Raw genomic sequence first — 12,176 nt, 5'->3', positions numbered from 1 at the left:
TGTTCGTCTTTCCTATTTGAATGAATTACTCATTCAAAACTGAACAAAACAAAAGCGCTCTCGTAATTATCCTTAGAAAGGAGGTGATCCAGCCGCACCTTCCGATACGGCTACCTTGTTACGACTTCACCCCAATCATCTGTCCCACCTTAGGCGGCTGGCTCCATGAAGGTTACCTCACCGACTTCGGGTGTTACAAACTCTCGTGGTGTGACGGGCGGTGTGTACAAGGCCCGGGAACGTATTCACCGCGGCATGCTGATCCGCGATTACTAGCGATTCCGGCTTCATGCAGGCGAGTTGCAGCCTGCAATCCGAACTGAGAATGGCTTTATGGGATTCGCTTACCTTCGCAGGTTTGCAGCCCTTTGTACCATCCATTGTAGCACGTGTGTAGCCCAGGTCATAAGGGGCATGATGATTTGACGTCATCCCCACCTTCCTCCGGTTTGTCACCGGCAGTCACCTTAGAGTGCCCAACTGAATGCTGGCAACTAAGATCAAGGGTTGCGCTCGTTGCGGGACTTAACCCAACATCTCACGACACGAGCTGACGACAACCATGCACCACCTGTCACTCTGTCCCCCGAAGGGGAAAGCCCTATCTCTAGGGTTGTCAGAGGATGTCAAGACCTGGTAAGGTTCTTCGCGTTGCTTCGAATTAAACCACATGCTCCACCGCTTGTGCGGGCCCCCGTCAATTCCTTTGAGTTTCAGCCTTGCGGCCGTACTCCCCAGGCGGAGTGCTTAATGCGTTAGCTGCAGCACTAAAGGGCGGAAACCCTCTAACACTTAGCACTCATCGTTTACGGCGTGGACTACCAGGGTATCTAATCCTGTTTGCTCCCCACGCTTTCGCGCCTCAGTGTCAGTTACAGACCAGAAAGTCGCCTTCGCCACTGGTGTTCCTCCAAATCTCTACGCATTTCACCGCTACACTTGGAATTCCACTTTCCTCTTCTGCACTCAAGTTCCCCAGTTTCCAATGACCCTCCACGGTTGAGCCGTGGGCTTTCACATCAGACTTAAGGAACCACCTGCGCGCGCTTTACGCCCAATAATTCCGGACAACGCTTGCCACCTACGTATTACCGCGGCTGCTGGCACGTAGTTAGCCGTGGCTTTCTGGTTAGGTACCGTCAAGGTACCAGCAGTTACTCTGGTACTTGTTCTTCCCTAACAACAGAACTTTACGACCCGAAGGCCTTCTTCGTTCACGCGGCGTTGCTCCGTCAGACTTTCGTCCATTGCGGAAGATTCCCTACTGCTGCCTCCCGTAGGAGTCTGGGCCGTGTCTCAGTCCCAGTGTGGCCGATCACCCTCTCAGGTCGGCTACGCATCGTCGCCTTGGTGAGCCATTACCTCACCAACTAGCTAATGCGCCGCGGGCCCATCTATAAGTGACAGCGTAAACCGTCTTTCCATCTTCTCTCATGCGAGAAAAGAACGTATCCGGTATTAGCTCCGGTTTCCCGAAGTTATCCCAGTCTTATAGGCAGGTTGCCCACGTGTTACTCACCCGTCCGCCGCTAATCTCAGGGAGCAAGCTCCCGTCGATTCGCTCGACTTGCATGTATTAGGCACGCCGCCAGCGTTCGTCCTGAGCCAGGATCAAACTCTCCGAAGAAATGTTTGACTTGCTCATTTGCTTTTTTGATAGTGTGTGCTCACTTAAAATTTAACGTTGGCGCTTTGTTTTGTTCAGTTTTCAAAGAGCAATTTCGATGTCGTCTACTTCGTAAGCGACTTTTACATCTTATCATGTTTTCAACTCTGTTGTCAACATGTTTTTTATTTTTTTTGTTTTGATGAAGCTGCGAAAGCTGATGTCCCGCAGCGACATGTATTAATATAACACCTATATTATTATTGGTCAACAATAAAAATGCATTTTTTTAAAAGTTTTTTGATACACGATAAAACCGATGATATACCTCGTGCCCTTTTGTCTCCGCTTTGATGACATCGATTACCTTCTTCTCTATCAAATATTCCAATAAAACGCCTAGGTCTACTGAATAAAACTTAACTTCCGGATGCTCCATAAGCTCTGCAATCGTCCACGGATCTTCTTTCATTCCCATTATTTCGACCAAATGCTGTGAACCTGCATTCGTCCTCGAATATATAAGAAATTCGCTCGCAAGGAATAAAAGCTCCAATCTTTTTTCGAGCGTTTCCTCACTGCTGATCAATTCTTTATACAGCTTGTAAATTTCAGGTTCCATATGCTTCACTTGGTTCCAGACAGTAACCTCCGGATAAAAGCCCTGTTCTATTATCTCCAAACGGGCCAAATGATGCAGGGAATGAACGATATGATTGTATGCCTCAAGATGATGGCCTTTTTCAAAGAAGCTTTTCCCATCCATGTACCTGCGAATTAACTTCGCGAACTCCATCCCCATCTTTAACTTCCTTCCATAGAAGGGGAACTCCCGGATTTCGGTTTTCAAACGGTCCAGATATTCGTTCCGGTCAAAAAGGACCTTCCCGTTATATATCCAGTCAACCACTTTGCGGTTCGTGCCTAATAGGAGCCATTCTTTTAATTGGTCTTCCTTTACGATATGCAGGGCCGCCTTTTTATCCAGGTATGTGTAGTGTTTTAAAAACACGGCCTCTTCTGCTTCGTCTGCAATTACAAAAAGGATGTAGTCAAACGTATCGGTAATCGGGCTATTATCATCTCTTTTTTCTACTAACAAGATTCCAAGTGTAGATTTTAAACTTGCTCGCTCTTGATAAATCGGGCGAAGGATATCTTCCATCATAAATTCCTCCAAAACCTTTTTTTTAGATTTTCGACAAAACTCTTCAAATTCCTGCTTAGTTCCCTTACCCCAAACCATTTCAATTCAAAAGTAATATGTATCCTTTATTTCTTTTTTGTTCCATCCATTGTTTATGTTATAGTTAAAGTTATATTTTAGGAGGGACAATCCATGGCTAAATATTCTAGCAAAATCAATAAAATACGCACTTTTGCTTTGAGTTTGATTTTCATTGGCTTTATCGTAATGTACCTTGGGCTTTTCTTCAAAACACATCCTGTTGTCATGACGATTTTCATGGGGCTGGGCCTTTTATTCATAATCGCAAGCACAGGGGTTTATTTCTGGATTGGAATGCTTTCTACAAAATCGATCCAGGTTGTCTGCCCTAACTGCAGCAAACCTACAAAAATACTAGGACGTGTAGATATTTGCATGCATTGTGAAGAACCATTGACACTTGACAAAAAGTTGGAAGGCGAAGAATTCAATGAAAAATATAACCGGAAAAGCCTGCATGATTAAGTCGATTAGCTGAATTCCCTTTCACGAAGTCTTTAACAATTGTATCATTTCTTCATAAACATGAAAAAAAGTTCCAACCAAGTGGAGGAACTTTTTTTAATGCGATTCTTTTTTCGCACAATCCATACAGTCGCCGTAGATTTCCATCCGATGGTGACTAACATTGAAACCAGTGACTTGTGCTGCGAAATGCTCGACTTCATCCAATGCAGGATAATCGAAGTCCACAATTTTACCGCAAGTTTGGCAAATTACATGATAATGATTCGTCGTCACAAAATCAAACCTTGCCGAAGAATCCCCATACGTAAGTTCTTTTACCAAACCTACCTCACGGAACACACGCAGGTTGTTATAAACCGTTGCCACACTCATATTCGGAAACTTGCCTTCCAGCGCTTTATATATATCATCAGCGGTAGGGTGGGACATGCAGCTTATCAAATACTCAAGTATCGCATGGCGTTGAGGAGTTATTCTTACACCGGTATCTTTTAAGGAATCCAACGCTTCTTTTAACTGAACTTCAGACACCGTCATCCACCTCTTTTTCTCATTAAGTATGCATTCTTAAATTATAATGTTTATAAATAGTGTACCTTTTATAAGTTGAATTTGTCAATAATTCAATGGCTTAACCATTCTTTTTTAGTTTATTCATGAAGACTTGATTCTTTCCCATTTTTGCATTGAACTTAGTATCCCCTAGATAAGTCGATTACGTTGGTGAAGTCTTTTCCAGCTTTCAGGTATTCACGCATATTTTTTTCGAATATGGCAAAGGTCCTTGGTAAATATTCTCCGCTTTTACTTGAAAGATGCGGTGTGACTGTAACATTCTCCATCCTCCAAAACGGATGCCCTTTTCCTAAAGGCTCCGGATCAAATACATCCAAGATGGCATGAGACAATTCCCCGGCATCCAGGGCTTCGATCAGCACTTCATCTTTAATCAGGTCGCCGCGGCCAATATTCACGAATACTGCAGATTCTTTCATGGCTTTGAAGTGTTCTTTTTGCAGAAGGCCCTTCGTTTCATCCGTACTTGGCAGGACGGATACTATATAATCGGCTCCCGGTATGGCTTCCAATAAATGATCCAGGTCATACAGGTGATCAATGGATCCCACCGGTTTCCCGCTCCGGTTCACTCCTATCGTCTTCATGCCAAAGGCTTTCCCAAGACGAGCCACTTCCCCTCCTATTGCACCTACACCCAATACGAGCATGGTCTTGCCATTCAATTCCCCTACTTCAATCTTTCTATCCCACAATTCTTCCTTTTCATTCTTCATAAGCAGCTTCAATTTCTTTTCATATTGCAAAAGCATCCCTATCGTATACTCGGCCATCGGGATTTTATGTATGCCTCTTGCGTTGGTCACCATAATGCCTCGTTCCTCGATGGCTTTAAATGGCATTAGTTCCATCCCTGCACTCATGACCATGATCCATTTCAAGTTCGCTGCTTTCTCAATGATTTCTTCAGTTAAATCTTCACCATATGTAATTAAGATTTCCGCTTCACGAAGCGGCCCATCTTTCCATCCTTTTTGATAAATGAAGTTCAAATCAGGAAAAGCTTTCATCATTTTCATTTGGATACCTTCATTCGGAATGACAGTCGAAAGTATTAACATGTATATCTCCCCCTTTTAATTAACATAAAAAAACACGGGCTCTATGTGTCCCGCGCAACTTTCTCTGAGGAGGTATTCCCTTAATAAAGCATATTCGGGTGTCCCCTTTTTGAGTTGGACAAAAGCCTCATCCTTATTAAAAAAGGCTTTATTTTAAAGAATTTGGGTTTAATGCATGTAATTCCGGCAAAACAAAAAAGCCATCCCTTCTGATCAGGACGTCGTCGAAATAGATGTCACCGCCCCCATATTCCGGACGCTGGATCAAGACCATATCCCAATGTATCGATGACCGGTTTCCATTATCCGCTTCATCATAGGCAAGTCCGAGAGCCAAGTGCAGGCTCCCGCTTATTTTCTCATCGAACAAAATATCGTCCATAGGTTCCAATATGTATGGATTGATTCCAATAGCGAACTCCCCTATAAACCGGGACCCTTCATCAATATTCAGAATTTGGTTCATTTCAGGGTCACGATTGGAAGTCGCTTTAATGATTTTCCCCTTTTTCAAGTTCAATTCTATGTCACTAAAGGTGATTCCTTCATAGGTTGTGGGTGTGTTGAAGGATATCCTTCCATTAAGACTATCTTTTATGGGTGCCGTAAATACTTCCCCATCCGGTAAATTCTTTTTTCCGGCACATATGACGGCTGGCATGCCTTTGATGGAAAAGGTCAAATCTGTCCTTGGTGAAACAATCCTGACTTTGTCAGTACGTTGCATCAATTGTTTTAACGGCTTCAAAGCCGTCTCCATTTTCCCGTAATCCATTGTGCATACGTTCAAAAGAAAGTCTTCGTACCTATTGAAGGTCATGCCGGCTTTTTGCGCTGCTGCCTTGGTGGGATAATTAAGTAAGACCCAACGTCGGTTGTTTACATAAAAAAGTGTAGGGGAATTCATGGCCTCCCCTTGAAGACGGTGCCTCTCGATGGGAACATCAGTCATTTCCGCATTGTTTTCTTCCCCAGTGATGATGATGACCGCATCGATATCCGTATATTTCTTCAAGGCCCATTGCGAAGCTGTGTCAAGCTGCTCCTTCACATTCCCTAGTAACAGGTGGCGGCTTATCTCATCGTCCTCGAGTTCCACATATGGATAAGCACCCACTCTGTATATTTCATCAATCAACTCTTTCAATAATGGTTTCGTGTTGATATGCCCCCGTATGAGGATTCTCTCTTTAGGCTGTAATTGTATCGAATGATGAACCAGCCTGGCTGCAAGCTTCGTTATCCTCTCATCCTTCATCTGCCTATCCCTTATTTTTCGAGTTCGCGAAGAGTTTCAAGCGCTTCTTCGACGTGGCCTTTAACCTTTACTTTTCGCCATTCTTTGACTACATTTCCAGCCTTATCAATCAGGAAAGTTGAACGTTCAATGCCCATATACTCCTTGCCGAAGTTCTTTTTCAATTGCCAAACATCAAATGATTCAGCCACTTCATGATTTTCGTCAGCCAGCAGCAGAAAAGGCAATCCATGTTTTTCGATGAATTTTTCATGACGTGCCGCTGGATCTGGGCTGATACCAAGGATGACCGCGTTCAATTCCTCGAATTGCTCATTATGGTCCCGGAAATCACAGGCCTCCGTCGTGCAACCTGGCGTCATGTCTTTTGGGTAAAAATATAAAACAATGTTTTTCCCCTTAAAATCCGATAGGGAAACCATTTCACCATTGTTTGCAGGGAGTTTGAAATCAGGTGCTTTTTCGCCAATTTTAACAGTCATATTGAACCCTCCATTTCTTTCATTATGGTAAGAGTACCCAATAATCGAAAGAAACACAACTTTCATTTATCCTTCCTATCTTTCTGCTCCAGATCGATCACCGTACGAATCACGAACGCTGCCGGCAGTGTATACCCAATGAAGGCCTGAATGGTAGCTATCATCCTTCCCATGCCAATTGGGGCTATATCTCCATACCCTACAGAAAACATCGTCATCGCACTAAAATAAAAAGAAGTCTTCAATTGCTCATAGAAAGTCCCATCCAACCGATTGCCCATATCAAGAATCACCGAATGATTCTGAAGCTCGTATAATAAATAAATCAGTGCAAATCCAACTAATATCGTCGCATATAAATTGCCAAGCCACAGCATATCCTCAAGAGAAAATTTCTTTCCTCCCGACTCAACAAGAAATAACGTACGAATGCTCATCACCATGCAAAAAATGATCCCTGCAATCAAGATGTAGAAAGTCATCCCCCACGCCCCATTTCAAAACGCCACTTCCTCTATACATACTCCCTGTCCAAACAATATATTCTTTTTAGGAATCAGCCTTATCACCGACAAACGCATTAAACGGAAACTTTCCCTAATCCTTTTTCCATGTTGACCCTTTTGGTCGGATATGTTAAGATTGTCTAAATTTTTATAATAGTTTTTATTTTATAAATATTTGACCTGCAAACAGTTAACAAGGCAGGTTTTGCAAAATTTCATATGTGGAAATAGGTTCCTAATTTCATTAGGATTAAAAGGGAAGTCCGGTGTAATTCCGGCACGGTCCCGCCACTGTAATGGGAATGTTAGCGTCAATCAATATGCCACTGATCAACGGATTGGGAAGGCCAGCCGCTAATGATATTCCCTAAGTCAGGAGACCTGCCTATTTCGACAACACTGTTTTAACCTACGGGAAATAGGGAGGTGTTAGGGACCTTATAATTGTAAGGGGCATTTTGCATGCCTCTTTATTTTAAGCATTTCTAACTTTCTTTTTTGACGGTTAGGAATGCTTTTTTTGTTCGATTAATTGAATGTAGGAGGATGGGAATTTTGAAGAGCAGCAGTTTGGGTTACCCTCGAATCGGGGAAAATCGTGAATGGAAACGTACATTGGAAGCATACTGGTCAGGTAAAATCGATGAAGCGGAATTTACGGCACAACTAAAGGCAATCCGTATAGGCAACTTACAAAAACAGCAGCAACGGGGCATTGATATCATCCCTGTCAACGACTTCACTTTCTATGATCAAATGCTCGATATGTCCGTCATGTTCGGTCTTGTTCCTGAACGTTATTCAGCTTATGAAGGCGGAAGTGTCCCCCTTTCCGTTTATTATTCAATGGCCCGGGGAAACAATGATGAAGTCGCTTCAGAAATGACGAAATGGTTCAATACAAACTATCACTATATTGTCCCTGAATTAAAACTGGCACAGCTTACTTTAACAGAAAATAAACCACTTACAGCATATCGGGAAGCCAAGGAAAAGCTAGGGATCGAAACGAAGCCCGTTTTGATCGGACCTTATACTTTCCTCTCCCTTTCAAAAGGCTTCAATAAACAGGAAATCCCTGGCATCATCCTGAGACTGCTTCCCCTATACACGCAAATCCTGCGGGAGTTGGAGCAAGAAGGCGTGAAGTGGGTTCAAATGGACGAACCTTCCCTTGTTTCATCCATTTCCAAAGATGATATGCAAACCGTTACTTACCTCTATGATAAACTGAATGAAGCAGCACCAAACCTTAACATCATGCTACAAACATACTTTGATGCCGTGGAACACTATCAAGAAGTCATCGAATTAAAAGTCCAAGGAATCGGTCTTGATTTTGTACATGATAAAGGGAGGAATTTAAGTAATCTTGAGGCGTTCGGCTTCCCAAAGGACAAAGTGCTTGCAGCGGGTGTGATTGACGGAAAAAACATTTGGCTATCCGATTTATCCAAAAAAATCGAATTGATCGAGACACTTAAGAAACAGGTAGCCGAGGACCAAATCTGGCTACAGCCCTCTTGCTCCCTGCTTCATGTCCCGGTGACCGTTCGTAATGAAACCGCCCTTTCAAAAGAAGTGAAAGAGGCCCTTGCTTTCGCTGATGAGAAACTTGAGGAAATCACACTTTTGGTCAAAGGGAATAATCAAGGCATTGAAGCAATCGCCGAAAAAGTCGATGTCAATAAATTTACGATTCAAACGTTAGCCAATTCAAATGTCCGAAATCACCGGTCTGTACAATCCAATGTCGAAAAGGTTAAAAACAGGACCGCCGGCCGTCAGCTTCCATTTAAAGACCGTTACCAAAAACAACAGGAATTTTTCAAATTGCCTTTTCTCCCTTCGACTACGATCGGCAGCTTTCCGCAGACATTTGAAGTTAAACAAGCACGCGGGAAATTCAATAGAGGAGAATGGACAGCCAAGCAATATGAAACATTCGTTAACGAAGAAATCGGCAGGTGGATCGAAATCCAAGAAGAAATCGGTTTGGATGTTCTCGTTCATGGGGAATTCGAACGGACGGATATGGTTGAATACTTCGGTCATAAATTAGGCGGATTCGTCTTTTTAGAAAAGGGTTGGGTACAATCCTATGGATCCCGCTGCGTGAAACCGCCAGTCATCTACGGCGACATCCATTTCATCGAACCGATGACAGTCAGGGAAAGTGTATACGCACAATCACTGACGAAGAAGACGGTGAAGGGAATGCTGACAGGTCCTGTTACGATTTTGAACTGGTCCTTTGTCCGTGATGATATTTCCAGGGAGGATGTTTGCTTTCAGCTGGCGCTCGCTTTAGAAAAAGAAGTCATTGCCTTGGAATCTGCTGGAATTAAAATGATTCAGGTTGATGAGCCTGCACTTAGAGAAGGTCTGCCATTGAAAAAAAGCGATCGCGACGAGTATTTGAACTGGGCAGTGAATTCATTCTTGATATCCACATCTAGCGTGGAGGATACAACCCAAATTCACACGCATATGTGCTATTGCGACTTCAACAGTTTCATGGATGTCATCTCCTCCCTCGATGCCGATGTAATTTCCATCGAAACATCCCGCAGTCATGGGGAGCTCGCTTCCGCATTCGAGGAAAAAACATATGAAAAAGGCATTGGCCTGGGGGTGTATGATATTCACAGCCCGCGTGTGCCGGCAGTGGAAGAAATGGTCGATATGATTGAACGGGGCATCAAGGTATTGGATAAAGACCAGTTTTGGATCAATCCCGACTGCGGCCTGAAAACAAGGGGTATCCCGGAAACCGTCGCTTCCCTGAAAAACATGGTCGAAGCAGCAAAAGTCGTCCGTAAAAACCTTTTAGTAAACCAGCAGGCAAATGATTGAAAAGAACGCTGCCCATCCAACACAGCAGTCACGGACTTTTTTAACCGACCTTGTTTTTCCACCGGATACAAATCATCATAATACCATCTTTGGCGGAAAAGTAATGGCCTATGTTGATAAAATAGCTTGCATTTCCGCTATGCGACATTGTCGAAAACCCGTTGTGACTGCTTCAAGCGACTCTTTTGATTTTTTGGCCCCCATCAAAACAGGGGACGCGATCAACCTTGAAGCTTATGTCACCTGTGCTCATCGCACATCAATGGAGGTATACGTGAAAGTGGAGCGAGAGAACCTATTAACAGGGGAAAAACAGCTTACGGCACGCGCTTTTTTAACGATGCTTGCCATTGATGAAGACGGTAAGCCGACAAACGTACCTCAGGTCATTCCGGAGACGGAAGAGGAAAAACAGCAATATGTTCAAGCCCAAGCAAGATATATCGAAAGAAAGAAAAAACGGAACTAAACAAAAACCCCTTCAACATGAATGCTGTTGAAGGGGTTCTTTCAGTTCCCTGCCCCGCGGTATCTCTTCACTCCCTGATTCCATATGAAAACGGATATCACGAAAAAGGCAACTCCAATTACAGGTGTGGCAAATGCATATGCATACCACTCTTCTTTTCTTAGGAAATAAGATGCCGGATAGACACCGACAAACGCGAATGGCAGCACCCATGTAAGGACAAAACGGATGACCTTATTATAAATATCAACAGGATAGCGCCCGTAGTTCCCGATATTGTACATCATTGGCATGATGGATGTTTTCGCATCCGACCAGAACCCAATGCTTGCTATCGCAACGAATATGGCTGCATAGGCAAGTGCCCCGCCTATTGCAAAAATGATGAAAAGAATCGGGTCATACCACGCAAGCTGAAGATCCAATGAAATCGCCGAATAGAATATAATGATCAAACCGGTCACAACACCAAATAACGCTTCAAGCTCGATTCTTTCTAAAATGACTTGAAACAGGCTATGTATCGGTCTTGTTAATATCCGGTCCATTTCACCTTTGACGATATAGCGGTCATTAAAATCCCAGATGTTGAAAAAGGCCGAAAAAAGGGCGAAAGGGATAAGGAAGAATCCATAAATGAATATGATTTCTTCACGGCTCCAGCCGCTTAAAAATTGCGTATGTCCGAAAACGACCAAGATAAATACCAGATTCACGACCTGATTCAGCAGATCTGATAGGATTTCCATGAAGAAATCGGCTCTATATTGCAGTCTTGTCTTCATATATTGACTCACATATTGAAAAAACATCGATACATAAAACATCCCGTCAACCTCCTTGAATAATCAGCTGTTTTTTTGCGACTATCCATAAAAGCTGAATCGGTATTATGAGAATGATGCACCAAATTAACTGCTGTAAAAGCGCCATGCCAATTTCGCCTGAACTGTAACCGTTCGTAAAAATCATGCTTGGTACATAGCTGATCCCTTGAAAGGGTAAATATTTCATCACTTCCTGCGCCCATATAGGATAGAAACTGATGGGCAGCAGCAGACCGGAAAATAAATCAATGATAACCCTTTTAGCGCGGATTAATCCGGCATTATTATATAAGAAAAAGGTAGTGATTCCCGTCAATAAATTAATTTGTGTATTGATGATGAAACTGAACAGCAAGGAAATGCCGAAGATCCCCCATACAGCCGGATCGCGCGGCAATTCAATAGGAAAAATGAAAGCTACCAGCAGCATTCCCGGAATCGAGAAGAAGAAAAAACGGAATATCCCTTCCCCAAGTCCTTGCATCGTTTTCATGCCTAAATAGTTATAAGGCCGGATCATCTCAATGGCAACCTTGCCGTCTTTAATCTCAGTGGCGATTTCGCGGTCAATATTATTGAAATAAAAAGCGCGCGCCATCCATGCAACCGCAACATAGGTTGTCATCTGCATGCTTGAAAGTCCTTCGATGGAGCTTTTTTCTCCATATATCGCATTCCATAAGAAATAATAAGCACCGATATTAATGCTATAAATTAAAATGCCAGTATAATAATCCGTTCGATACGCAAGCATCATTAAAAAACGCATGCGGATCATGGCAAGATACTTCCCCATAGCCCTCCCCCTTCTTGATAGACACGTTGTTTCTTAATGATAA

The 12,176-nt window shown here is 43.2% G+C and carries 11 protein-coding genes, 1 rRNA gene and 1 riboswitch; of the genes, 3 read left to right on the top strand and 9 right to left on the bottom strand.

Annotated elements, in window-relative coordinates; translation table 11 throughout:
- Positions 1-76: 76 nt before the first annotated feature.
- Both ACJ9PY_RS03890 and ACJ9PY_RS03885 read right to left on the bottom strand, forming a co-directional pair.
- Positions 77-1,627 (bottom strand): 16S ribosomal RNA (locus tag ACJ9PY_RS03890).
- Positions 1,628-1,895: 268 nt separating this feature from the next.
- Entirely contained in the window at positions 1,896-2,771 is an 876-nt protein-coding gene (locus tag ACJ9PY_RS03885) for a nucleotidyltransferase-like protein (RefSeq protein ID WP_063577331.1), read from the bottom strand.
- A gap of 174 nt (positions 2,772-2,945) precedes the next feature.
- Here ACJ9PY_RS03885 and ACJ9PY_RS03880 point away from each other — a divergent pair, with 174 nt between their 5' ends.
- Positions 2,946-3,299, top strand: a complete 354-nt coding sequence (locus ACJ9PY_RS03880; protein ID WP_034305326.1) for a YgzB family protein — start codon at positions 2,946-2,948, stop codon at positions 3,297-3,299.
- Between the two features lie 96 nt (positions 3,300-3,395).
- On the opposite strand, the gene perR is transcribed toward ACJ9PY_RS03880, so the two are convergent.
- The 5 genes from perR to ACJ9PY_RS03855 form a co-directional block, all read right to left on the bottom strand.
- Positions 3,396-3,839, bottom strand: coding sequence for a peroxide-responsive transcriptional repressor PerR (perR, locus tag ACJ9PY_RS03875; protein ID WP_034305329.1), 444 nt, complete (start codon positions 3,837-3,839; stop codon positions 3,396-3,398).
- Positions 3,840-3,994: 155 nt separating this feature from the next.
- Positions 3,995-4,939 carry a D-2-hydroxyacid dehydrogenase gene (locus ACJ9PY_RS03870; protein WP_063577332.1) on the bottom strand — a complete coding sequence of 315 codons (945 nt, stop codon included), beginning with the start codon at positions 4,937-4,939 and terminating at the stop codon, positions 3,995-3,997.
- 148 nt (positions 4,940-5,087) lie between these two features.
- Entirely contained in the window at positions 5,088-6,197 is a 1,110-nt protein-coding gene (locus ACJ9PY_RS03865; RefSeq protein WP_063577333.1) for an aminopeptidase, read from the bottom strand.
- 11 nt (positions 6,198-6,208) lie between these two features.
- A complete protein-coding gene (bcp, locus tag ACJ9PY_RS03860) occupies positions 6,209-6,679 on the bottom strand; it encodes a thioredoxin-dependent thiol peroxidase (protein WP_411739514.1) in 471 nt (156 codons plus the stop codon).
- Between the two features lie 62 nt (positions 6,680-6,741).
- Positions 6,742-7,161, bottom strand: coding sequence for a potassium channel family protein (locus ACJ9PY_RS03855; RefSeq protein WP_034305333.1), 420 nt, complete (start codon positions 7,159-7,161; stop codon positions 6,742-6,744).
- A gap of 236 nt (positions 7,162-7,397) precedes the next feature.
- A riboswitch (cobalamin riboswitch) is annotated at positions 7,398-7,589 on the top strand.
- Positions 7,590-7,731: 142 nt separating this feature from the next.
- Here ACJ9PY_RS03855 and metE point away from each other — a divergent pair.
- Positions 7,732-10,041, top strand: coding sequence for a 5-methyltetrahydropteroyltriglutamate--homocysteine S-methyltransferase (gene metE, locus ACJ9PY_RS03850; protein ID WP_411739513.1), 2,310 nt, complete (start codon positions 7,732-7,734; stop codon positions 10,039-10,041).
- Positions 10,034-10,510, top strand: coding sequence for an acyl-CoA thioesterase (locus ACJ9PY_RS03845; RefSeq protein WP_106028011.1), 477 nt, complete (start codon positions 10,034-10,036; stop codon positions 10,508-10,510). The genes metE and ACJ9PY_RS03845 overlap by 8 nt, the downstream gene beginning before the upstream one ends.
- A gap of 41 nt (positions 10,511-10,551) precedes the next feature.
- On the opposite strand, the gene ACJ9PY_RS03840 is transcribed toward ACJ9PY_RS03845, so the two are convergent.
- Both ACJ9PY_RS03840 and ACJ9PY_RS03835 read right to left on the bottom strand, forming a co-directional pair.
- Complete coding sequence (locus ACJ9PY_RS03840) at positions 10,552-11,337, bottom strand: ABC transporter permease (protein ID WP_053533803.1); 786 nt, start codon at positions 11,335-11,337, stop codon at positions 10,552-10,554.
- Positions 11,338-11,341: 4 nt separating this feature from the next.
- Entirely contained in the window at positions 11,342-12,133 is a 792-nt protein-coding gene (locus ACJ9PY_RS03835; RefSeq protein ID WP_057278729.1) for an ABC transporter permease, read from the bottom strand.
- Between the last annotated feature and the right edge of the window lie 43 nt (positions 12,134-12,176).

It is taken from the genome of Peribacillus sp. S4, assembly GCF_046715815.1.
GTDB lineage: Bacteria > Bacillota > Bacilli > Bacillales > DSM-1321 > Peribacillus > Peribacillus frigoritolerans.
The sequence above is the reverse complement of the archived record's forward strand: the minus strand, read 5'-3'. Positions and strand labels throughout refer to the sequence as shown.

Bases quoted from the DNA above. Each gene is read 5' to 3' on its own strand.
- ACJ9PY_RS03885 (WP_063577331.1), bottom strand. From the start codon at position 2,771: ATGGAAGATATCCTTCGCCCGATTTATCAAGAGCGAGCAAGTTTAAAA.
- ACJ9PY_RS03880 (WP_034305326.1), top strand. From the start codon at position 2,946: ATGGCTAAATATTCTAGCAAAATCAATAAAATACGCACTTTTGCTTTG.
- perR (WP_034305329.1), bottom strand. From the start codon at position 3,839: ATGACGGTGTCTGAAGTTCAGTTAAAAGAAGCGTTGGATTCCTTAAAA.
- ACJ9PY_RS03870 (WP_063577332.1), bottom strand. From the start codon at position 4,939: ATGTTAATACTTTCGACTGTCATTCCGAATGAAGGTATCCAAATGAAA.
- ACJ9PY_RS03865 (WP_063577333.1), bottom strand. From the start codon at position 6,197: ATGAAGGATGAGAGGATAACGAAGCTTGCAGCCAGGCTGGTTCATCAT.
- bcp (WP_411739514.1), bottom strand. From the start codon at position 6,679: ATGACTGTTAAAATTGGCGAAAAAGCACCTGATTTCAAACTCCCTGCA.
- ACJ9PY_RS03855 (WP_034305333.1), bottom strand. From the start codon at position 7,161: ATGACTTTCTACATCTTGATTGCAGGGATCATTTTTTGCATGGTGATG.
- metE (WP_411739513.1), top strand. From the start codon at position 7,732: ATGGGAATTTTGAAGAGCAGCAGTTTGGGTTACCCTCGAATCGGGGAA.
- ACJ9PY_RS03845 (WP_106028011.1), top strand. From the start codon at position 10,034: ATGATTGAAAAGAACGCTGCCCATCCAACACAGCAGTCACGGACTTTT.
- ACJ9PY_RS03840 (WP_053533803.1), bottom strand. From the start codon at position 11,337: ATGTTTTATGTATCGATGTTTTTTCAATATGTGAGTCAATATATGAAG.
- ACJ9PY_RS03835 (WP_057278729.1), bottom strand. From the start codon at position 12,133: ATGGGGAAGTATCTTGCCATGATCCGCATGCGTTTTTTAATGATGCTT.